19 protein-coding genes are annotated in these 21,088 nt (G+C 54.9%); 3 read left to right on the top strand and 16 right to left on the bottom strand.

Features of this window, described 5'->3' with window-relative positions:
• Window positions 1–42 precede the first annotated feature (42 nt).
• Genes QY332_03635 through QY332_03625 form a run of 3 tightly spaced genes read left to right on the top strand, consistent with a single transcriptional unit; the run spans window position 43 to window position 2,644 of the window.
• Entirely contained in the window at window positions 43–471 is a 429-nt protein-coding gene (locus QY332_03635) for a hypothetical protein (GenBank protein ID WKZ37015.1), read from the top strand.
• Window positions 458–1,594, top strand: a complete 1,137-nt coding sequence (locus QY332_03630) for a hypothetical protein (protein ID WKZ37014.1) — start codon at window positions 458–460, stop codon at window positions 1,592–1,594. Before QY332_03635 ends, QY332_03630 begins: the two co-directional genes overlap by 14 nt.
• A 60-nt stretch (window positions 1,595–1,654) precedes the next feature.
• Entirely contained in the window at window positions 1,655–2,644 is a 990-nt protein-coding gene (locus tag QY332_03625; GenBank protein ID WKZ37013.1) for an alpha/beta hydrolase, read from the top strand.
• Between the two features lie 66 nt (window positions 2,645–2,710).
• Here the strand turns inward: QY332_03625 and QY332_03620 are convergent, their stop codons facing one another.
• The 16 genes from QY332_03620 to QY332_03545 all read right to left on the bottom strand — a co-directional run bounded on the left by QY332_03620 (window position 2,711) and on the right by QY332_03545 (window position 21,025).
• Window positions 2,711–4,336 (bottom strand): FAD-binding oxidoreductase, encoded by a 1,626-nt coding sequence (locus QY332_03620; protein ID WKZ37012.1) that lies wholly within the window; start codon window positions 4,334–4,336, stop codon window positions 2,711–2,713.
• 130 nt (window positions 4,337–4,466) lie between these two features.
• The gene (locus QY332_03615; protein WKZ37011.1) at window positions 4,467–5,909 is read right to left on the bottom strand and encodes an NADH-quinone oxidoreductase subunit N; all 1,443 of its coding nucleotides are present in this window, start codon (window positions 5,907–5,909) and stop codon (window positions 4,467–4,469) included.
• An 84-nt stretch (window positions 5,910–5,993) separates the two neighbouring features.
• Complete coding sequence (locus QY332_03610) at window positions 5,994–7,508, bottom strand: NADH-quinone oxidoreductase subunit M (protein WKZ37010.1); 1,515 nt, start codon at window positions 7,506–7,508, stop codon at window positions 5,994–5,996.
• Between the two features lie 23 nt (window positions 7,509–7,531).
• Window positions 7,532–9,697: an NADH-quinone oxidoreductase subunit L gene (locus tag QY332_03605; protein ID WKZ37009.1), complete on the bottom strand. Its 2,166-nt coding sequence runs from the start codon at window positions 9,695–9,697 to the stop codon at window positions 7,532–7,534.
• A 34-nt stretch (window positions 9,698–9,731) separates the two neighbouring features.
• Window positions 9,732–10,034 carry an NADH-quinone oxidoreductase subunit NuoK gene (nuoK, locus tag QY332_03600; GenBank protein WKZ37008.1) on the bottom strand — a complete coding sequence of 101 codons (303 nt, stop codon included), beginning with the start codon at window positions 10,032–10,034 and terminating at the stop codon, window positions 9,732–9,734.
• A gap of 6 nt (window positions 10,035–10,040) precedes the next feature.
• Window positions 10,041–10,559 (bottom strand): NADH-quinone oxidoreductase subunit J, encoded by a 519-nt coding sequence (locus QY332_03595; GenBank protein ID WKZ37007.1) that lies wholly within the window; start codon window positions 10,557–10,559, stop codon window positions 10,041–10,043.
• Window positions 10,560–10,612: 53 nt separating this feature from the next.
• Complete coding sequence (nuoI, locus tag QY332_03590) at window positions 10,613–11,137, bottom strand: NADH-quinone oxidoreductase subunit NuoI (protein WKZ37006.1); 525 nt, start codon at window positions 11,135–11,137, stop codon at window positions 10,613–10,615.
• Window positions 11,124–12,263 carry an NADH-quinone oxidoreductase subunit NuoH gene (gene nuoH, locus QY332_03585; GenBank protein WKZ37005.1) on the bottom strand — a complete coding sequence of 380 codons (1,140 nt, stop codon included), beginning with the start codon at window positions 12,261–12,263 and terminating at the stop codon, window positions 11,124–11,126. Before nuoH ends, nuoI begins: the two co-directional genes overlap by 14 nt.
• Window position 12,264: 1 nt before the next feature.
• Complete coding sequence (gene nuoG / locus QY332_03580) at window positions 12,265–14,739, bottom strand: NADH-quinone oxidoreductase subunit NuoG (protein WKZ37004.1); 2,475 nt, start codon at window positions 14,737–14,739, stop codon at window positions 12,265–12,267.
• 49 nt (window positions 14,740–14,788) lie between these two features.
• Window positions 14,789–16,036, bottom strand: a complete 1,248-nt coding sequence (gene nuoF, locus QY332_03575) for an NADH-quinone oxidoreductase subunit NuoF (GenBank protein ID WKZ37003.1) — start codon at window positions 16,034–16,036, stop codon at window positions 14,789–14,791.
• Window positions 16,033–16,542: an NAD(P)H-dependent oxidoreductase subunit E gene (locus tag QY332_03570; GenBank protein ID WKZ37002.1), complete on the bottom strand. Its 510-nt coding sequence runs from the start codon at window positions 16,540–16,542 to the stop codon at window positions 16,033–16,035. Before QY332_03570 ends, nuoF begins: the two co-directional genes overlap by 4 nt.
• Complete coding sequence (gene nuoD / locus QY332_03565; GenBank protein ID WKZ37001.1) at window positions 16,539–17,768, bottom strand: NADH dehydrogenase (quinone) subunit D; 1,230 nt, start codon at window positions 17,766–17,768, stop codon at window positions 16,539–16,541. The genes QY332_03570 and nuoD overlap by 4 nt, the downstream gene beginning before the upstream one ends.
• A 2-nt stretch (window positions 17,769–17,770) precedes the next feature.
• Complete coding sequence (locus QY332_03560; GenBank protein ID WKZ37000.1) at window positions 17,771–18,283, bottom strand: NADH-quinone oxidoreductase subunit C; 513 nt, start codon at window positions 18,281–18,283, stop codon at window positions 17,771–17,773.
• A 92-nt stretch (window positions 18,284–18,375) separates the two neighbouring features.
• Window positions 18,376–18,864, bottom strand: coding sequence for an NADH-quinone oxidoreductase subunit B family protein (locus QY332_03555; protein WKZ36999.1), 489 nt, complete (start codon window positions 18,862–18,864; stop codon window positions 18,376–18,378).
• A complete protein-coding gene (locus QY332_03550) occupies window positions 18,855–19,211 on the bottom strand; it encodes an NADH-quinone oxidoreductase subunit A (GenBank protein ID WKZ36998.1) in 357 nt (118 codons plus the stop codon). Before QY332_03550 ends, QY332_03555 begins: the two co-directional genes overlap by 10 nt.
• 179 nt (window positions 19,212–19,390) lie before the next feature.
• Window positions 19,391–21,025: a sigma-70 family RNA polymerase sigma factor gene (locus tag QY332_03545; protein WKZ36997.1), complete on the bottom strand. Its 1,635-nt coding sequence runs from the start codon at window positions 21,023–21,025 to the stop codon at window positions 19,391–19,393.
• Between the last annotated feature and the right edge of the window lie 63 nt (window positions 21,026–21,088).

Below are 21,088 nucleotides of genomic sequence, written 5' to 3'. Positions count from 1 at the left end.
AATCGAGTGAATAATTTTATCGTCTCAAGGAGGAACAAAGCCATGAAAACGTCCGTGATTCAAAAACTTGCCTGGGTGTATGCCGTCATGTTTGTCATTATCGGTTCGCTGGCACACATCGCTTTCATCAATGACGCAGAAGGCTATACACTGGGGATCTTCAGGCTGGAACTGCACGACGACCTGCTGCACTACGCTTCCGGACTTTGGGCGGCGGTTGCGGCATGGAGATCGCACAAGGCCTCGGTGTTCTATTTCAAATTGTTCGGCATTATCTATGGATTGGACGGCGTGATGGGTTTCCTTCTGGGGCAGGGATACCTGGATGCGGGCATCTTCCTGCACGGAATCACGCCGCTGGACTGGGGTTTCAAATTCTTTGCAAACATCCCGCATATCGCCATCGGCGGCATTGCCGTGTTGATCGGGTTTGTATTAAGCAAGAGATTTACAGAAAATGAGCAGGCATAATAAACGGAGCGGGCGAGGCCTGCGGTTCTTCGTTTCCATAATGCTCCTGCTGGCATTGGGACCCTCGGCGGTCGGGCTGGCACGCGGTGCGTTCTACTGTCAGCTTTGGAGGAGCCCGCAGGTAATAAAAACAGACCCGGGCGACGAAACGATGCGGAGCGTCACAAACCGCATCCCTGAATATTCGCGTCCCGAAGACCAGACCTACCTGACCCTGCCGGAGTGGTATATCGTCTACAGCGCGGATGAATACGGGGCATTCCTTCAGGAAAACTCGTCCACGCACTTCCCTTACTTCAGGGCGGTTGCGCAGTACTGGCAGAGTTATTACGATGTGTGCGGCGAGGTGCGCGGAAGATACCCGCGCAATGGAAGCGCGCAATTCGTGCTTGGCTTTATCGGTGTGAGTTTTACCGCCGAGAACATGTTCAAAGGACTGTACGAAACGACCATTGGGCGCGTCTTCGACTGGCTGGGTCCTGCCGGGCCTACGGAGGAGGAGATGTATGCGGCGCAGGTCGCGCAGGAGTTTGGCGCGTTCCTGCATAATACACCGTGGTATTTGTTCCCCTTTGACGAGAAGTTGAACGGCTTGTGGCAGGAAACCAGCTATCGGGGACCCGGCCTGCTTCGCAAATGGGAGCGTAAACTTGCGCTGACTGTTGAATATGGCGTCAAGGCATTGTACGGTGGTTTGACCCGTGCAGGTTCACAGGCAACCTATGGTGGACCGGATACGGAAAAAATATATGCGGTTGCCAAAGGCGTGAGCGACGACATGGCAGGCCCGCACTTTGAGATCATCGAACACATCGATGACGAAAGACATCTGGTGTTTATCACCCGCTACGAGGTCTTTTCGACACTTGTACCGGAACTGATGGAGCAGGGATTATCGTTCGAGGAGATCGCGGGGAATCGCAAGATATTGGTGACCTTATTCGCCCCGCAGGGAGGAACCTATACGTTCGAATATGGCAAGTATCTCTTTGATCTGCCGATCCTGACCCAGCCGGGGTTGACGCGCGCGGCGATCAAAGTGCAGGTTGACGAACTGCATCTTTTCCTCGAAGAATTACAGGAGTATCCAGACGTTCAATTCGAGCATATCTACGATTATTAATTAATGGTTATGTCATTCTGAGCCGCGAAGCAGCCCAGAGCGACATGGTACGAGGGTTCCATGAAAAAATGGCTTGGGTATCTTCTCAAAACAATCGCCGTGATATTGGGTATGACCATAGTAATAATTCTGGTTTTTACCGTTCTGGCAGGCCTGCGCGAAAATAAAACCCGCCATGAAGCCGCGCCGTCCGCAGGCAGGTTCGTGCAGGCTGGGGACGTTGAAATTTTCATTCAAGAGATGGGATCGGAAGAAGGACAGGCCATTCTTTTCATCCATGGCACGGGTGCATGGAGCGAGTTCTGGCTGGAGACGATGTCTCTGCTGGCGGAGGCGGGCTATCGCTGTATTGCGATTGACATTCCCCCGTTCGGTTTTTCCGAGCGGCCCGCCGCGCCGTCGTTCGGAAACACAGACCAGGCGAAGCGTGTCATTGCCTTGATGGATGCGCTGGGAATCGAGCGCGCGATTCTGTTCGGGCACTCATTTGGAGGCGGCACAACGATAGAAGCTGCGTTGATGATCCCCAACCGAATTGACACATTGATTCTGCTGGATGTCGGCGGGTTGAATTTAAACCTTGAACCGCAGCCGGATTCCGCCTCTCCCTCCGCCCTTGAGTTGTTCCTGTCGACCAAGCCGATTCGCAACCCGGTCCTTTCTGCAACAGCGACCAATCCGCTGTTGACGAGGACTTTGCTTGCCTCCATGCTGCACGACCCCGCCGACGCCACAGATGACCGCGTGGCGATACTGCAACAGACACTCGTCCTCGAAGGCGCAACAGATACGCTCGGCGACTGGTTGAAATATGTTCTGACAGTTCGGGAAGTTTCATTGACCACCGACCCCGCAAATTACCGATCGCTAACGATGCCCGCGCTCATCGTCTGGGGGGATAGCGACACGGTCATCTCATTATCGGAGGGCGAATATTTGCAAAGCATCCTGCCGAATGCCGAATTGGTGGTGATGAAGAATGTCAACCATGTGCCGCATGTGGAGGATCTGGACACACTTATCCCAATCGTGCTGGGGTTTCTCAAGTAGCACTGTCGAAACAACATCGCAATCGAGTGTCAGATTGCTTCGACTTCGTGCTCGCAATGACATGCATCACTGAATCAATTTCGAATATTTCTCATACCAAGTATTGGTGAACAAACCTGCGGGATCGTACACTTTTTTCGCGGCGAAGAAATCGGCGATCTCCGGGTATGAGCGTTGGAGCTGCTCGGGTGTGTAATGCAGTTGATAGGGCAGGAAGAAGCGTCCGTTCACCTGGGCGGTCAGGTCGATCAATTTGCGTGTGACCTCGATCATGTGGTCATTTCCCTTGGCGCTTACAGGCTGGTTGATGTACAACACAATCGAGTACATCTCATCAGGCGCATAGGTCAGGAAGTTATCCTCGGGGTGGATCACCCGCACCGAAGCGTTGAGCAGGTTCACTTTGTTTTCGCGGACGATCTCGCGAAGCCCATCCACAAAAGGAATGAACTGGTCGCGCGGGATGAAGTACTCATGCAGGATGTCCGTCTCATTCTTTAAGTTGTTGTTGATGTATTTGACCGAATCATGCATCGGCTCGTTGCGGGAGACCAGACACGCTTCGCCCTCCCCCATTGCCTGGGTACGCGGGACAACGGTGCAGGACTCCAGCATCGGCTCGACATTTTTTTCCAGGAACCACTTGATGCTCATGGCAAGGCTGCCCTTCTTGGAAAAATTCAGAACATAGCGGCGCAACTTCGTGCTGGAGACCTCGCCGAGCGGCGGGATATCCGCGTCGCCAATTTCCACCTTTGTATATTCATAAAAGATCATCTCTTCGAGCAGGGATCCCGGCGCGGTGGAGAGATGCCCGTAAAACAAACCGAGGTTCGGGTTGGGCAGGATCTCATTCTCGAATATTTCGGGGAAGTCACGGTACTTCACGATCTGTCGTTCCGTTTCGTAAATGTCGTTGTCCACGATCTCAAGGTCAACATCGAGAATGATGCCAAACAAGCCGTAGCCGCCGACGACCAAACGGAACAACTCAGGGTGCTCCTCACGGCTGACATTGACGATGCTGCCGTCTGCGAGCATGACTCGCATCGAACGGATCGAGCTTCCGACCGAGCCTGCGAGGTGATCCATGCCGTGCGCATTGACCGAGATGGATCCGCCCACACTGAAAATATCAGAGGATTGCATGGCTTTGACCGCGAATCTGGGATGCAGGTAATCCTGAATATCATGCCAGGTCGCGCCGCTTTGCACGGTGAGGATCCTGTTGGCTTCATCCAGCGACATCTGGTTGAACTTCAACATATCCAGGACGAGGTTGTTCTTATAGAAAGCCTGTCCGCCCATGCTGTGGCGCACGCCTGCCATGGACACTTTCAGTTTGTTTTCCTTTGCAAACAGGACCGCATTCTGGATATCGTCCACGCTTGTGATTTGGACGATACCGTATACCGGGGTCCGGTTCAAACAACTGACATCGTTAATCGAGCCGCCTTTTTGCTTCCACTGCAACATGGCGCTGACGGGCAAAGGACTGACTTCAACATGAATATCGCCTGTATTCACGGAGGCATCTGGAGAATAGGTGGAAATGGGTTCGCAATCCTTTTCCCCCACGGGGTCCGCAGAAAGCCGGTTTACGTCGTACCCCGTTGCCACCACAGCGGAAGCCACCACGATGGTTGCTGCCAGTTTTTTTCTATTGATGGGCTTGCCTGTTTTTTCCGTCATTTCGTCCGCCTCCGATTGAATTGGTAATTCCCACAATTCAGGTATTTTACGTCCGCGAAAAACCGTTGTCAAGTAACAAAAAAATCTCCCGCGGCTAACGGGAGATTATGTTTCAGGAAGATCAGCGCGGTTATTTTATCACCGCCGTGCTTGCCAGCAGGAAAAGAAAGTGCGGGATAAAACCCAGCACCACTGTGATGATTGCCGTTACTGTAGTGGTGAAGCCCAGCCAGGGTTCGCGTTCAACGGAAGGGTCACCTTCTCTCATGTACATGTTGACGACGACGCGCAGATAGTAGTATGCGGAAATCAGCGATGTGACCACGCCAATGAGGGCAAGACCCGTGAATCCCCCGGCAATGGCGGAGCGGAAGAGGTAGAACTTGCCGACCAGTCCCAGCGTGGGCGGGAAGCCGATAAACGAGAGCATGAAGATGGTCATGGCGGCGGCAAGGGCGGGGTGTTTCCTCGCCAGGCCCGCGTAACCACTTATTTCAAGACCCCTCCCTTCAGTTTTTTCGAGCGCGATGACAACGCCCCACGAACCAAAGTTGGTCACGGAATAAGCGACAAGGTAGAACAAGCCTGCGGCGATTGCAATGGGAGCAATTTCCTTATTCCCATATGGAACAAACGCCATGAGTATGTACCCGGCATGCGCAATGGCGGAGTATGCCAGCATGCGTTTGATGTTGCTCTGCGAGATGGCAACGAGGTTGCCGACGATCATGGTCAATGCGGAGAGCGCCCAAAGAATGTCGGTCAGGTCGGCGGAAAGCAGGGGGAATGCAGTACTGAATACACGGAACAAGGCGACGAAACCCGCGATCTTTGCGCCAGCCGCCATGAAGGCGGTAACGCCCGTCGGTGCGCCTTGATAGACATCGGGAGTCCACATATGGAAGGGGACTGCCGCAACCTTGAAACCGAATCCGACCAGCAGCAGGGCCGCCCCGATGGTCAGGAGCAGGCTGAAGGTCCCGCTGGAGGCGGTGTAGAAAATCCCGTTGAGGGATGTGGTCCCCGTCGCACCAAAGATCAAGGCTGTCCCGTACACGACAAATCCACTGGCGAATGCGCCCAGCAGAAAATATTTGAGACCGGATTCTTCAGAGTCGAGTTTGCGCGCGATGGCAGAGAGGACGTAGAGCGGGATGGAGAGCAGTTCGAGGGCAAGGAAGACTATGATGAGGTCTGTGGCTTGCGCCATGAGCATCATGCCTGTGACGCTGAAGAGCAGGAGGGTGTAGTATTCACTGCGTTTGATGCCCATACGCTGGTTGTACCCATAGGAGAGGGCGATACCAAACAGTCCGCTCGCGAGCAGGAGGATGTTGGCAAAGGTGGAGAAACCGTCGAGGGCAACCATATTGTTGAAACCAACGCTGGAGAACCCGATCTGGGTGATGGAATATCCCAACGCCACGGCCAGACCCAATGCCGCGAGAAAGGCGGTGATGCCTTTGCGGTCTTTTGGAATGAAGAGGTCGGCCAGCAAAAGCAAACATGCCCACACAACAAGGATGGTAAACGGGAGGAGGGTATAGAAGTCTATAAATTGAGGTTGCGTCATGAACGCTCCAGTTTTTAACCACGAAGGGCGCGAAGGAACACGAAGAATGATTGATGCTCTGTGTTCATCCTTATCATCCGTGGTTTACAAAGGCAAGGCGGAAAGCAGTTTATGCACCGCAGGGGCAAGGATATCGAAGAACGGCCTGGGATAGAGGCCGATCCAGAACATGAAGATGACCAAGGGAACGACCGTGGCGATCTCGCGCCAGTTGAGGTCCTTGAGTTCGTGATGATGGGTGATCTCGCCTGCAGGTCCGAGGAAGACTTTTTGGAACATGTACAGGATGTAAACCGCCGCCAGGATGACGCCGATGGCGGAGATGCCCGCATACCAGGGATTGCCAATGGCCTTGGAACCGAACGCGCCCAGCAAAATGGTGAACTCGCCCACAAAACCGTTGAGACCAGGCAAACCCATCGAGGAGAGCGAGGCAATCAACATGAGTGCGCCGAAGATCGGGGTGATCTTCCACAAGCCGCCATAGACCTTGATCTCGCGGGTGTGGGTCTGTTCGTAGATCATACCGATGAGCAAAAACAACGCTCCCGTGCTCAAGCCGTGGTTGACCATCTGCAAAATGGCACCCGCCACGCCTTCGGCATTAAGTGCGAACAATCCGAGCATGACGAAACCGAGGTGGCTCACGGAGGAATAGGCAACCAGTTTCTTGACATCCGCCTGGGCGAAGGAGACCGCCGCGCCGTAAATGATACCGATGGTCGCGAAGAGTGCGATCCACGGGGCGGCCTGGATGGCGGCATTCGGGAAGAGCGGAATGTTGAAGCGCAGGAAACCGTAGGTACCCATCTTCAGCAGCACACCCGCAAGAATAACGGAACCCGCAGTCGGTGCCTCCACGTGGGCATCGGGCAGCCACGAGTGCAGGGGCCACATCGGGACCTTGATGGCAAACGCCGCAGTGAACGCCAGGAAGAGGAACATCTGGGTGCCGGCTGTGATCACGTCTGTGGCATACAGATCAGGCAGGCGGACAAGCATGGTCGGGATGTTGAAGGTATCGGTCTTGATGCCAAGGAAGAGGATGGCAAGCAGCATCAAAATCGAGCCGGCCATGGTGTAGAGGAAGAACTTAACCGCGGCATACACACGATTGGGGCCGCCCCAGATGCCGATGAGGAAGTACATTGGGACGAGGGTGAACTCCCAGAAGATGTAGAACAGGAAGAGATCCTGCGCGAGGAACACGCCCGTCATGCCCATTTCCAACAAGAGGAAGAAGATCATGAAGTCCTTCACACGGTCCTCCACCGCCGTCCATGTGGAAAGGATGGAGATGGGCGTGAGGAAGGCGGTAAGCATCACCAGCAGGATGCTCAGACCGTCCACGGCGAGGAAATAGTAAATATTCCAGCCCGCCACATGGATCCATGCATACTTGGCTTCCAGTTGCAGGTCAGGGTTCGATGCCTTGAACTGTCCAAAGACCCACAATGAAATGGCAAATGTGAGCAGGGATGTGACCATCGCGGCCCAGCGGATGGCGCGCTTCTGTTCGGAGTTCATGAAAAGAATCACGATCACGCCCAGGATCGGGGAGAAGGTCAGGAGTGTAAGAGGTTGTAAAAGAAATTCCATGTTCTATCCTCGGTTTCTGCGAGTTATTTAAAAATCAGGTAGCCCAAAATCAAGACAACGCCAAGCAAAACAGACAGCGCGTAGGAGCGCACGAATCCGTTCTGAACTTTACGCATATTCCCGGAAATCCATTGTGTGGCCGTGCCGATCCAGTTGGCAAATGCGTCAATGCCTTTTTGGTCGGCGTAGCGATCCAGAGCAATGCTGCTGACCCAGTTGTAGGTTCCAGCGATAACGGTATCATGCACAAAGTCATGCCAGAAGCGCCAGTCGATCACATCCGCAATGAATTGCGAAATCCTTTTGAACGGCGTGATGATCAAAACACCATAGCCTTCGTCCACGAACCATTTGTTCTCCATGCCCGTGAAGACAAAGCCCAGCGGCTTCTTGAGCGGATCGGGCTGGTTGGATTTCAACGGAGTGCGTCCGTAAATCAGCCATGAGATGAGAATGGCGAGCAATGCCAGCGCGGTGGAGATCCCTGCAACCTGCAAATCAAGCGGAAGGGCCTCGATCTCACCGATCGTATATTCCAGCCAGTGACCCAGTTGATGGAAGCCCTTGAAGGGCAGATTCAACGCGCCTCCGACGACCGACAGAACTGCCAGCACCATGAGCGGCACGGTCATCACCTTTGGGCTTTCCTGCGCATGCCTGGCGGCATCCGTGCGCGCTTCGCCGAAAAAGACCATCCAGATCTGCCTGCCCATGTAGAAGGCGGTGAAGAAGGCGGCGATGCTCAACTGCCAGTACACGCTGGGATAATGCAATTTTGCATCGAGCAAAATCTCATCCTTCGACCAGAAGCCTGCGAACGGGAAGATGCCCGCCAGCGCCAGCGTGCCGATCATATACAGCCAGAAAGTGACGGGCATGGTCTTGCGCATCCCGCCCATGTTGCGCATGTCGCCCGGGTCGAAGACTTCGCCATGCACAGCACCAGTGTGGTCGTCATGACCCCCATATGCATCCCTCTTCGCTGTCTTTATACCTTTGGCAGGTTTCTTATCGTGTGCATGATGAGCGTGAGCATGGTGTCCGCGCTCCAGGCCGAGAATGACCGAACCGGCGGAAAGGAAGAGTAAGGCCTTGAAGAAAGCGTGTGTAATTAAGTGGAACATGCCTGCCACATACGCACCCATGCCCACTGCGGCGACCATGAAGCCAAGCTGGGAAATGGTGGAGTAGGCCAGCACTTTCTTGATATCGTATTGACCGACGGCGATCGTCGCGGCGAAGAGGGCTGTCCCTGCACCGACCATTGCAACGATATACTGCGCCTCAGGGACGAGCGTGTACAACGGCGCAGAACGTGTCACCAAATACACACCCGCGGTTACCATCGTGGCGGCATGGATCAGGGCGGAGACCGGCGTCGGACCCGCCATCGCATCCGGCAGCCAGATGTAGAGCGGAATTTGCGCGGACTTTCCCGCCACACCTATCAGCATAAACAAAGTAATGGCCACGATCACCCAGGGCGCTGATGCCGCAATGGCAGGCGCGGCTTTGAAGACCTCGTCAAATTGAAAGGAGCCGAGATGCCAGAACATCAAAAAGCCCGCGATGAGGAAGCCGAAGTCACCCACGCGGTTGGTGATGAAGGCTTTTATCGCGGCGTCCGAGTTTGCCCAGGAGGGGCGGGCGAGCGTGTCCATCTCGAACCAGAAGCCAATTAGCAGGAAGGAGCACAACCCCACGCCCTCCCAGCCGACAAAGAGCATTAAGTAAGAGTCGCCCGAGACGAGGATCATCATCGCAGCGATGAACAGGTTCAAGAAAACAAAGAAGCGGGCGAAGCGTCCCTCCTCGTGTTTAAAACGTACATCCTCATGCATATATCCGATTGCGTAGATGTGAATGAGGGTCCCGACGCCCGAAACGACGAGCATCATCGCAGTTGAAAGCGAGTCAACGCGGAAGGTCCAGTCGAGTTTGAGGTCCCCGATGTGGATCCATTCGGCGAAAGGCACGCTGACTGCAAGCCCGTGATTTGCCCATACCGAATACGCCAGCAAAACGGATATGACAAACGCCGCTCCCGACGCCGCACTTGCCACCGCGCCAACCACTCGTTCGCTGAACTGCCTGCCGAAAACTGCATTAATCAACAAGCCGATGACAGGCGCAAAGACCAGCCAGGGAGCCAGAAAATAAAAGCCTGTAACAGTTTCACTTAAGTGCATAACATTCTCCGGAATTCGATCAACAAATATCGAATTATCCCTTCAGGGAATTCATCTCATCAACGTCGATGTTCCTGCGGGATTTAAAGATCTCCACGATCAAGGCGAGGCCCACCGCCACTTCCGCCGCGGCAACCGCGATGACGAAGAATACGAATATCTGCCCATCGAAGGTCTTATGCACGCTGGCGAATGCCACAAAGGCAAGGTTTGCCGCGTTGAGCATCAGTTCAATGGACATGAAGATGATCAAGGGGTTGCGGTGAGCGAGCACGCCCATCGCACCGATGGTGAATAAAAATGCAGAGAGGACGATGTAATAATCAACAGGCACCATGATTCCCTATCCTTCTTTTTCCTGTTTGGTCAGCACAATCGCACCCACCATGGCGACCAGCAACAAAATGGATGTGACCTCAAACGGCAGGAGATACTGACCGAACAGGGTCATCGCCATTTCACGCAGGTTTTCGACCGTATTGATCGAGGCGTCCGGCGCTGTAATGCTACCATCCGATTGTGCGCGGGAAATGATCAAATAGACCGACTCCACCGCCAGCACGAGAGCAAGGATGAAAGCCAGCGGTCTCTGCCAGGGCAATGCCTTGGAAGGCGGGAGGTTTTCCGCACCCAGGAGCATGATCACAAACAGGAACAACACCATGATCGCGCCGGCGTACACCGTGATCTGGGACATGGCAATGAACGGCGCGCCAAGTAAAAGATAGAACACCGCCACAGTGACAAAATTCAACACCAAAAACAACGCCGAGTAGACTGCATTGCGGCTGAACACCATGCCCAAAGCGGTTGCAATGGCTACGAGGGAAAGAACAAGGAAGACAATCAGGTCGGAATTCATGGTTCTCCATTTACGATTGGCGCTCTGCAAACCAATCAAAACATCGTAACCCGCTAATAATCGGACGGGTCTTTCATCTCCGGAACGGAACGTGTGAACACGCCCGGTTCAACTTTTTTGGGAGTCAGCATCTGCTCGGAAGGAACAGGTTCGAGAAGCATGTCCTTTGGGTAGATGGCCTGCCTGCGGTCTGTGAAGGACAGCTCGTAATTGTCGCCGAGCACAATGGCCTCGGTGGGGCAGGCGTCCTCGCAGAAGCCGCAATAGATACAGCGCAGCATATTGATCTCGTAGGTGGAGGCATATCGCTCGCCGGGCGAGAAGCGTTTTTCATCCGTATTCTCGGAGGCTTCCACAAAGATCGCATCCGCAGGGCAGGCAGCGGCACAGAGTGAGCATCCAATGCACTTCTCGAGACCGTTGTCATAGCGTTTCAACACATGGCGGCCGCGGAAACGCGGGCGGACAGGCCTCTTCTCTTCCGGGTATTGCACGGTCACGGTTTTTTCCAGCCAGAACGACCGCAGCGTTTCACCAAGTCCTTTTGAGAGTTCGATTATGGGGTCAAATACGCCCATGGGATTTTCTCCTCAAGTCACGGTAAATAAAAGCCACTGCCACCAGCCCGCAAACAATGGACAGGACGGGAATACCCCAGATGAACAACTGGTTGTCCAATTCCTGGGCGAGCAAAAGCCCTGCGGCGGTGATAAAGGCAAGCACCAACGATAAAGGTAAAAGCACCTTCCAGCCAAAGGCCATCAAACGGTCATACCGTATGCGGGGCCAGGTGGCGCGGATCCAGATCATAAAGAACAGGAGCACAATGACCTTTAACAGCATGTAGATGGGACCCAGGAACCAGAAGCGGTCCACGCTGAACATGGTTCCCTGCAAGAACCAGAACTCACGATACCCGCCGAAGAAGAGGGTCGTCGCGATCATGCAGATGACGATCATCTTTTGATATTCCGCCATAAAGAACAGGGCGAACTTCATGCCCGAATATTCCGAGTGATACCCGGCCGTCAATTCCTGTTCGGCTTCGGGCATATCAAAGGGGGCGCGGTTCACTTCTGCAAGCGTTACAATCAAAAAGACCAGCGCGCCGGCCGGCTGAATGACTGCAAACCATATCCCCTTCTGGGCATCCACGATATCATTTAAGTTCATCGAATTGCCGAGAAGAATGGCAATCACAAAACACAGGCCCAGCGAAAGTTCATAAGAGATCATTTGCGCCGAGGAACGCACGGCGCCCAGCATCGCGTACTTGTTGTTGCTGGACCACCCCGCCAAAACAATGCCGTACACGGCAATGGACATGATGGACAATAAATACAGAATACCCACATTGAGATCCGCCACATGCAGCGTGATCTCGCGTCCGAAAAAATTAAAGGAGTCGCCAAGCGGGATCACCGCCGCCAGGATCAAAGAAGGCACAACAGTCAATATGGGCGCAAGGATAAAGACCGTCTTGTATACCCGCCCGGGCGTAAGTTCCTCCTTGAAGATCAATTTTACGGCATCTGCAATCGGCTGAAGCAGGCCCTGAGGTCCTGCACGATTCGGACCCACACGCACCTGCATCTTTGCAAGTGCGCGGCGCTCATACCAGGTTAGGTATGCAAACCCCGTCAAAAGGAGCAGGCACAGGATGAAACCTTTCACAACCCATTCAAGCCAGATTGTCCAGTCCATATTATTTCACCTTCCCCGCTGCGCTTCGCGCAAACACACGCGCGGCTACAGGTTCGCGGATCGCAATGCCCATACTGCGCGGCACCAACGCCACACCGGTTGAAATTGTCTCATCCGTCTTCAACACAGCCTCGCCGCTGACGCCGTCGAAGCTGATCTTCACATGTGCGCCGGTTTCCAGACCCATCTTTTTTGCCGTGGACGGGTGCAAAGACACTGTCGCCTCCCCGACACGTTCATGCAACAATTGCGTGGGATTGATGGTCACGCCGCGATCATACAGCTTGTTGACCGGCACAGCGATCAATTCCTTTTCCCGGGGACGAAGAGCCGCTTCCTTGCGGACCCTTGGTATGCGTACGGTTCCTCCAACTTGAGCCATGGGCAGGAGCTGCACGCCCAGACCCTGCGTGTTCTCATAGGTTGTTCCACCGTAATACAGGTCGCCGCGCCCGACAATCGGCCATTGGCCATGCACCTCGGCAAGTTTTTCATAACCCAGTTCCACCAGCGCATCAATTGAATTGGCAAGGATATCAAACACCACCGAAGCAGACGAACCTTCCAGAATGACGCCCATCTGCTTGGCAATCTGGGACGTGATCGCAAAATCAGGCTTTGAGTCACCTTTGGGTGATACAGCCGCATAGAAACGCTGCACACGGCGCTCCCCTGAGATATAGGTCCCTTCCCGTTCGGTATATGCCTGCACAGGGAAGACCACGTCCGCAATTTCGGTTGTGGCAGTTTCAAGAAGGTCCTGCACCGCAACGAATTTTGCACCCTTTAGCGCCTTCGCCAGATTGGGATCATCGCCCACCGGGTCTGCGCCTGCAATATATACTGCCTTTCCTTTGAGCACCTTCTCCAGATCGGGCACGGGGCGGAAACCGACCTCCCATGCGCCCTGGTCATTGGCTCTCTGCCAGACGCCGATCAGACCGTTGTTCGGCCTGCCGACATGATCCGTATCCTTTAAGAGAGCAGCGCATGCAGAAGCAAGTGCTGATGAGCCATTCAGGCCAAGTCCTTCGCTGCCGTAGAACACGAGCGCATTCCTTGCCTTTGAAAATTCATCCGCGATCTTGCCCTTCCTGCTGAAATCGCTGACGGTTTTACCTTCATCCCCATATGTATAGCGGATGGTGAACTTTGCGAATTTATCCAGCTTGGTCTCGCGTGGATTCGCCACGATCAAGGTGGCACCGCGGTCAGCGGCCTGCTTCACTCTCAGCCACCAAATCGGGGCTTCTTCATATAAATCAGAAGCCACGACGAGAATTGCATCGCCGGTGCCCATTTTGCCGATATTTGTGCCGGCGCCGACACCCACCAACTGGGTCAGGTCACCGCCGCCCATATCGGTATACAAAATGGCTGTGCCGCCGGCGTGGTCTGCCAACGACTTGAGGTTGAACAGATCTTCATTTGCAAGCCGCCCGGAAGCCAGTACAACGAAATTCTTTTTCGCCGAAGCAAAATTCTGCGCCGCCAACTTGGTGGAAGCGTCCCACGAAGCGCGTGCCAATTTACCGTCCCTGCGGACAAGTGGCCTGGTGAGTCTCTTTCGGCTTTCGGTGTAGTGATAGGAAAAGCGCCCCTTGTCGCACAACCAGATCTCATTCACTTCCTCGTTCTGGCGCGGCATGACGCGCTTCACCACAATGTCACCGCCCACACTGGCCTCGCGGCGCGTATTCAACGTCGTATTACACCCTACCGGGCATTGCGTGCAAATGGAAGCCTGCGCCTCCAATTCCCAGGGGCGCGCACCGAAGCGGAAGTCCGCTGTGGTCAATGCGCCGACGGGGCAGATGTCGGTGGTATTGCCTGAGAAAACAGAATCAAACCCGGGGTCCGATAATGAAATGATCTGGGTGTTGCGTCCACGGTCGTCGAAGCCAAGTACCGACTCGCCCGCGAGCTCATCCTGAAAGCGGATACAGCGCGCGCACTGGATGCAGCGCTCGCGGTCCAGCCAGATCAACTCGCCCAGCGGGACCTGCTTTTCGAGGTGCAGTTTTTCGTCAAAAATGAAGCGGCTCTTGCCCGGACCAAAGGCCACGGTCAGATTTTGCAATGGGCATTCGCCGCCCTTGTCACAGACCGGGCAGTCCAACGGATGCGAGGTGAGCAAGAATTCAAGCGTGCTATTCTGACCCTCCCTAGCCTTGTCAGAGACTGTCATCACCACCATGCCCTCTGAAACACGGTTGGTGCAAGCCGTTTCAAGTTTGGGCATGAACTGGATCTTGGGCTGGCCGTTCTCCATCACCACCTGGCCGGTGTTTCGGTCCAGCATGGGTCTGCCGATCTCGACCAGGCACATGCGGCACATGCCGACAGGCTCAAGCTTGGGATGGTGGCAGAAAACGGGGATGTCGATGTCCGCCATCTTTGCCGCATCCGCAACCAGCGTGCCATCCGGCACGGTGACCTGCTTTCCATTGATTGTTAGTGTGACTTGTTTACTCATTAAGTCTCCGAAGAAAACGATATTCCACGTTCGAATATCGGGTATCTTTTTAGGCTTTCACCGCTTTTTTGAAATCCTGGGGGAACCGTTCGATGCCGGTGACTACAGCCATCGTGGAAAATTCTCCCAGCGCGCACAGGCATTTGCCCTGCATTTGTTTGGCGACGTTAAGAAGCAGGTCTACATCGTCCTTTGAACCGCCGCCGGAATGAATGCGGCTGGTAAGATGCTTCATCCAGTAGTTGCCTTCACGGCAGGGTGTGCATTTGCCGCAGGACTCATGCTTGAAGAAATGGATGGTCTTGTTGACGACCCAGTCAATGTCCACGGTGTCATCCAGCACGATGACCGAGGCAGAACCGAGGTCCGCGCCGAGCGTGCGGACAGAGGCATAATCCATCGGGGTATCCAACACCTGGTCATCCACCACGATCAGGGAGGAGGAGGCGCCCGCCGGCATGATGGCTTTGATGGGCCTGCCCTCCTGAACGCCGCCCGCATGCTCATAGATCAACTGGCGAAATGTGGTGCCAAATGGAAGTTCGTAATTGCCAGGCTTGCGCACGCGGCCCGAGAGTGAAAAGACCTTCACGCCCGCACTATCCAGCGTGCCCATGGATTTGTACCAGTCCGCGCCATTGGCAAGGATGGGAGGCACATTGGTGAAGGTTTCGACATTATTGATAATGGTCGGCTTGCCATAGAGACCGTAAGAGGGCGGGAACGGCGGACGCACACGAGGCTGTCCGCGCTTGCCTTCGAGGGATTCGAGCAGTGCCGTCTCTTCGCCGCAGATGTAGGCACCTGCGCCGAGATGGGTATAAATTTTCAGGGAATAATCCGTGCCAAAGAGTTTCTCGCCGAGATACCCCGCATTTTCCATATCCGCGATCTTTTCATCGAGATAGGCAGCCAGCTGCCAGAACTCGCCGCGCAAATAGACATACGCCACCTTCGCGCCGACCGCATAGCTGGCCAGCGCGAGTCCTTCCAAAAACTGGAAGGGGTTGGCCTCCATGATCTCGCGGTCCTTGAAGGTGCCGGGCTCGGACTCATCCGCATTGGCAACGACATAATGGGGCCAGTTCCTGTTATCTATGAACGACCACTTCATGCCGGTGGGGAACCCCGCGCCGCCGCGTCCGCGCAGGCTTGAATTTTTTACGATCTCGGTGACTTCGGCCGGCTTCATCTTGGTCACGACTTTCCTGAAGGCCGCAAAACCGCCGTCCTTCTTGTAGGCGTTGATCATATTAATATCTGGAATATCGCGGTGACGCAAAAGGATGTGAGTCATGACTTCACTTCCCTTCCAGCCTGTTTGAGCGCCTTGATTAATTCCATGGTGCGGTCAACTGTCATCAGCTCATGATATTTGATGCCGTCCGGTCCCTGGGTTTGGAACATGGGCGCCTTGTCGCAGGCGGCAAGACACATCACAGACTCAATCGTGATCAAACCGTCTTCCGTGGTCTCACCGACCTGGATGCCAAGGTTTCCACAGACGGCATCCAGGAATTCATCCGCGCCGCGCAGGGCACAGGGCAGGTCCGTACAGACCTGCATCCGATATTTGCCTTCCTTTTTATCGTGATAGAGCGTGTAGAAACCCACGATCGAGGCAACGTCCGTCTCGGTGATCTCCAATATCTGCGCAATATCCTGCATGGCAGACTTGGTGATATAGCCTTCCTCGCGCTGGGCAAGGTATAAAAGCGGCATGACCGCCGAGCGTTTATGCTCGGGCGGATATTTTGCCAGGATTTGTTTTACTTCCTTCGGATACGTTTTCTCAAGGCTCATCTGTCAATATCTCCGAGGACGATGTCAGTGGAGGCAAGAATGGCGACCAGGTCGGCCACCAAATGCCCCTTTACGATCTGCGAAAGCACAGCCAGGTTATCAAAGGAGGGCGTGCGCATGTGGACGCGCACAGGTTTCGGTCCGCCGTCTCCTTCCAGCAGCACACCCAACTCGCCGCGCGGGGATTCGACCGCGTTGTAGACCGAAGCCTTCGGCGCGGGGAAGCCTTCCGTCCACAACTTGAAGTGATGGATGAGCGCCTCCATGCTCACGCCGATCTCCGAACGCGGCGGCGGGACGAATTTGCGGTTCTCCGAGCGCACCGGGCCGAGCGGCAGTTTGTTCAAAGCCTGTTCCACGATCTTCAACGACTCGCGCAATTCCTGCACACGTACAAGGTAACGCGCGTAGGTATCGCCCTCCGTCCGCATGGGCACGTTGAAATCGTACTGCTCATATCCACAGTAAGGACGCACCTTGCGCAGATCCCAACCCACGCCGGATGCGCGCAACATGGGACCTGTAACGCCGTAGGACAGGGCGACTTCCCTGCTCAGGTAGCCGATATCAACCATACGGTCAATGAAGAGCGGGTTCCTGGTCAACAGGGTTTCGTATTCGTCAACACGCTTCGGGAAAATCCTGATGAAATCGCGTACCGCCGTCTCGAATTCCACCGGCACATCGCGCCACACGCCGCCGGGGCGGATGTAGGTCGTCATCATGCGCTGGCCCGAAACCAGTTCAAAAATATCAAGGATCTGTTCGCGCTCGCGGAAGCAATACAGGAACATGGACATCGCCGCGAGGTCAAGCCCGGAGGTGCCGAGCCAGACAAGATGCGAAGCAATGCGCTGCAACTCCACCAGGATCACGCGCAAGGCCTGCGCGCGGGGCGGCACATCCAAGTCCACCAGTTTTTCCACTGCCATGCAATAGGCGAGGTTGTTGCCCATCGGGTTCATATAGTCGAGGCGGTCGGTCATCACTTCAGCCTTTTGATAGGTCTTGGCTTCCATGTTCTTTTCGATGCCGGTGTGCAAAAAACCGATATCGGGAATGCAGTTGACAACGATCTCGCCGTCCAGCTCAAGCAGCAGCCGCAGTACGCCGTGCGTGGAGGGATGCTGGGGTCCCATGTTCAGGAGCATGGTCTCGCCTGTCAGGGCGCGCTCCGAGACGAGATGTTTGAATTGTTCTACGCTGACTTCTTCAAGCTGGGCCATGATTATTCCTTTACATACGGCTTGCGCAGGTCAATCTCTTCAAAGTTAAAGGTGAACTGCGGTTCTTCATACCCAAGCGGAAAATCCCTCCGCAGCGGATGACCTTCGGCATCGTCGGGCATCAGAATGCGGCGCGGATCAGGGTGGCCATCGAACTCGATGCCGAACATATCGAGCAGCTCACGCTCGCGCCAATTGGCGACGTCATACACACGCGCCGCAGTCGGGACCCTCGGGTTGTCCCCGTCCAGTGGGACTCTCAGCTGCACCGACAGATTCTGTGCAAGCGAGGTCATCTGGTAGATGACATGAAAACGCGGCGAGGTCTGCGGATAATAATCCACCGCGGTCAACGCCGAGAGCAGTTCAAAATGATGTTCATCGCGCAACAGGGTCAATGCATCCACGATCTGCTCGGGCTTGACGAACAAATGCACCTCGCTGCGGAACTCTTCAAGCGCCGCACTAAAGTGGGCCTGTACGGCCTTTACGATCGGTTCGATTTTTTTATCCATTGTCTTCACCATGTCTTTATGTGTCTACGGGAAGTAATTTCCGTCTCACTATTGGAGATTGCTTTGCTGAGGAGCGGCTCGCAATGATGTATTTATCCTTTTGCCAGATCCGCGAACTTCGCGCGCTTCACTTTTTCATGCACCGTGAGCACACCATGGATCAACGCTTCGGGGCGCGGCGGACAGCCTGCCACATACACATCCACTGGCACAACCTCATCCACCCCCTGGTACAGGGCATAGTTATTGAAGACGCCTCCGCAGGAGGCGCAATCGCCCATGGCGATTACCCACTTCGGCTCGGGCATCTGGTCGTACAAACGGCGCAGGACGGGTCCCATCTTCTTCGAGACGCGCCCCGCCACGATCATCAAGTCGGACTGGCGCGGACTGGCGCGCATGAGTTCCATGCCAAAGCGGCTCATATCGTAATGTGGGGCCTGCGCGGACATCATCTCGATGGCGCAGCAGGCCAGCCCGAACAGCATGGGCCACATCGCATTCGTGCGCGACCAGTTGACCATCCCCTCCAACGTGGTGGTCACCACGCCCATATTTCCAAGTTTCTGCTCTACTCCCATTCCAGGGCTCCTTTTTTCCAGGCATACACATAACCGATAAGCAAAATGACGATAAAGACCGCCATCTCGATCAAGCCAAAGAGGCCGAGCTGGCGGAACGCGATCGCCCAGGGCAAAAAGAACACGACTTCAATATCGAAGAGAATGAAGAGCACGGCGATCAGATAAAAGCGGACAGGCATGCGCCGCGTCCCTTCGCCGTATGGGTTCATGCCCGATTCGTACGGCATGTCTTTCGCTGCAGATTTTTTCTTCGGTCCGAACAATTCCCCCAACCCGACGGCAATAAAAGCAATCAAAGTGGCTATCGCGATCATCACCGCGATGGCAATATATTCAAGCAACATGTTAAACACCTCATTGATGCGTGAAATCTGGCACGTTCGGCGAAGTATATCATAAGAGACTTTCAGGGGCTAGATTATGTGTCACTTTTCACAAAATTGGTGATAATTGTCATATTGGGAGGAAACTTCAAGAATCCCTTAACCTTGTAATCCTTTTCCAAATGCGGAATGACAGAAACTCAATCCCCCAAATAATCGCGTAACTCGCGGCTCCTTGCGGGATGGCGCAGCTTCCGCAAGGCTTTTGCCTCGATCTGGCGGATGCGCTCGCGGGTCACATCGAAATAACGGCTGACCTCCTCGAGCGTGTGCTCCCTGCCGTCCTTCAAACCGAAGCGCAGTTCCAGCACATCGCGCTCGCGTTCGGAGAGCACGGAAAGGGCATGCTGGACCTGCTCGCGCAGCATCTCTTTTGCGGCGGCATCCATCGGCGAGGGCGCATCAATATCCTCGATGAAATCACCCAGCGAACTGGAGTCAGCGTCCCCCACCGGGCCCTCCAATGAAACCGGCTCCTCTGCAGAGCGCAGCACGCGATGGATCTTTTGCGAGGCAATATCCAGTTTGTGTTGTATTTCAGGGTCGATCGGCTTGTTTTCCGCGTGCGCGCGCAGGACCACCTGTACATCCACCGCAGAAAGATAGCCCACTTCGAGGGCAAGCTCTTCATTACTTGGCTCACGTCCCAGGACCTGCGTGAGATGCCGCTGCGCGCGCAAGATACGCGAGATGGATTCGAACAAATGGACCGGAATGCGGATCGTCCGCGCCTGCTCGGCAATCGAGCGGTTGATGGACTGGCGGATCCACCACGTGGCGTAGGTGCTGAATTTGAATCCACGCCGCGGGTCGAACTTGCCGATGGCGCGCAGCAATCCCATGTTGCCCTCCTGAATAAGATCGAGGAAGGAGATGCCGCGCCCAAGATAGCGCTTGGCGACGCTCACCACCAGGCGCAGGTTCGCGCGGATGAGCGCCTGGTTCGCATCCTCCGCACGTACGTGGGCGGCTTCCATTTCCGCAAACAGGTCTACGTCGGACGGCAGTTTGCGGTAGAGCGTGCGCTGGGCGGGCAGCCCGTTCTCCTCGCGGGCATGCGTCAGCAGCCACTCTGCATATTTGAACGGAAGCAGGTACAGGCTGAGAAAGACGCTGTACGCATGCCGGGCAAGGTTATCCCAAAGATGGTCGACACCCCAATGACCGTTATCCAGATAGGCGCGCAGATAGGATGGGGAATCAAACTCCCAGCCCGCATGAAGCGACTGGGATTCAGCGATCAACAAGGCCAGGCTGGGAGGTTCATGATCGAGGCGTTCGGCATCCTCGATCAGACGATCCCACGAGGTGAGCATTTCAGAAATGAGCCAGTGATATATGGAACAGGCAAGTGAAACACCCTTGCGCTGTTTTAGTGTGCGGAGCGTGCCGGCCAGCCGGTCCGCCTCGATGAGCGTGGCAAGCCGAAACTCGCTGTCCGGCGTAAGCAGTTTGACAAGTCCGATCTCACGCAGGTACAAACGCACCGGGTCTTCGGAAAGCTCGCCCGCCACTTCATGCGAACGCACAGGCGGAGCATCCTCGAACTCATCCTCCTGCTGTAGCAGGGACTCATCGGGTTCAATGACATCCTCCAGCATGGACTCCAAAGTGGCTTCCTGCTCTTCCGCCAGTGATTCCACCACTGCACCCACGGACAAGCCCGGCTTCTTGCGCGGGACCTTTTTCCTTTTTACCGCTGGCTTTTGGACCGCTTTTGCCTTCGGCTTTACCTTCGTCTTTACCTTCGTCTTCGGTCTGCTTTTTGCGGGCATTGGGTTCCCTTTCCCAGATTCCTTCAGGAAGCATTCCTGCATCCGTCGCCTGTTCAAACCACT

It is taken from the genome of Anaerolineales bacterium, from assembly GCA_030583885.1.
Classification (GTDB): domain Bacteria; phylum Chloroflexota; class Anaerolineae; order Anaerolineales; family Villigracilaceae; genus Villigracilis.
Note: the sequence above shows the minus strand (reverse complement) of the source record. Positions and strands in the feature narration are given on the sequence as shown.

Excerpts from the sequence above, each read along its gene's own strand:
- QY332_03630 (WKZ37014.1), top strand. The coding sequence starts at position 458 with ATGAGCAGGCATAATAAACGGAGCGGGCGAGGCCTGCGGTTCTTCGTT.
- QY332_03595 (WKZ37007.1), bottom strand. The coding sequence starts at position 10,559 with ATGAATTCCGACCTGATTGTCTTCCTTGTTCTTTCCCTCGTAGCCATT.
- nuoD (WKZ37001.1), bottom strand. The coding sequence starts at position 17,768 with ATGGCCCAGCTTGAAGAAGTCAGCGTAGAACAATTCAAACATCTCGTC.
- QY332_03605 (WKZ37009.1), bottom strand. The coding sequence starts at position 9,697 with ATGCACTTAAGTGAAACTGTTACAGGCTTTTATTTTCTGGCTCCCTGG.
- nuoG (WKZ37004.1), bottom strand. The coding sequence starts at position 14,739 with ATGAGTAAACAAGTCACACTAACAATCAATGGAAAGCAGGTCACCGTG.
- QY332_03555 (WKZ36999.1), bottom strand. The coding sequence starts at position 18,864 with ATGGGAGTAGAGCAGAAACTTGGAAATATGGGCGTGGTGACCACCACG.
- QY332_03560 (WKZ37000.1), bottom strand. The coding sequence starts at position 18,283 with ATGGATAAAAAAATCGAACCGATCGTAAAGGCCGTACAGGCCCACTTT.
- nuoF (WKZ37003.1), bottom strand. The coding sequence starts at position 16,036 with ATGACTCACATCCTTTTGCGTCACCGCGATATTCCAGATATTAATATG.
- QY332_03550 (WKZ36998.1), bottom strand. The coding sequence starts at position 19,211 with ATGTTGCTTGAATATATTGCCATCGCGGTGATGATCGCGATAGCCACT.
- nuoH (WKZ37005.1), bottom strand. The coding sequence starts at position 12,263 with ATGGACTGGACAATCTGGCTTGAATGGGTTGTGAAAGGTTTCATCCTG.
- QY332_03570 (WKZ37002.1), bottom strand. The coding sequence starts at position 16,542 with ATGAGCCTTGAGAAAACGTATCCGAAGGAAGTAAAACAAATCCTGGCA.
- QY332_03610 (WKZ37010.1), bottom strand. The coding sequence starts at position 7,508 with ATGGAATTTCTTTTACAACCTCTTACACTCCTGACCTTCTCCCCGATC.
- QY332_03615 (WKZ37011.1), bottom strand. The coding sequence starts at position 5,909 with ATGACGCAACCTCAATTTATAGACTTCTATACCCTCCTCCCGTTTACC.
- QY332_03635 (WKZ37015.1), top strand. The coding sequence starts at position 43 with ATGAAAACGTCCGTGATTCAAAAACTTGCCTGGGTGTATGCCGTCATG.
- QY332_03625 (WKZ37013.1), top strand. The coding sequence starts at position 1,655 with ATGAAAAAATGGCTTGGGTATCTTCTCAAAACAATCGCCGTGATATTG.
- QY332_03545 (WKZ36997.1), bottom strand. The coding sequence starts at position 21,025 with ATGCCCGCAAAAAGCAGACCGAAGACGAAGGTAAAGACGAAGGTAAAG.
- QY332_03620 (WKZ37012.1), bottom strand. The coding sequence starts at position 4,336 with ATGACGGAAAAAACAGGCAAGCCCATCAATAGAAAAAAACTGGCAGCA.
- nuoK (WKZ37008.1), bottom strand. The coding sequence starts at position 10,034 with ATGGTGCCTGTTGATTATTACATCGTCCTCTCTGCATTTTTATTCACC.
- nuoI (WKZ37006.1), bottom strand. The coding sequence starts at position 11,137 with ATGGGCGTATTTGACCCCATAATCGAACTCTCAAAAGGACTTGGTGAA.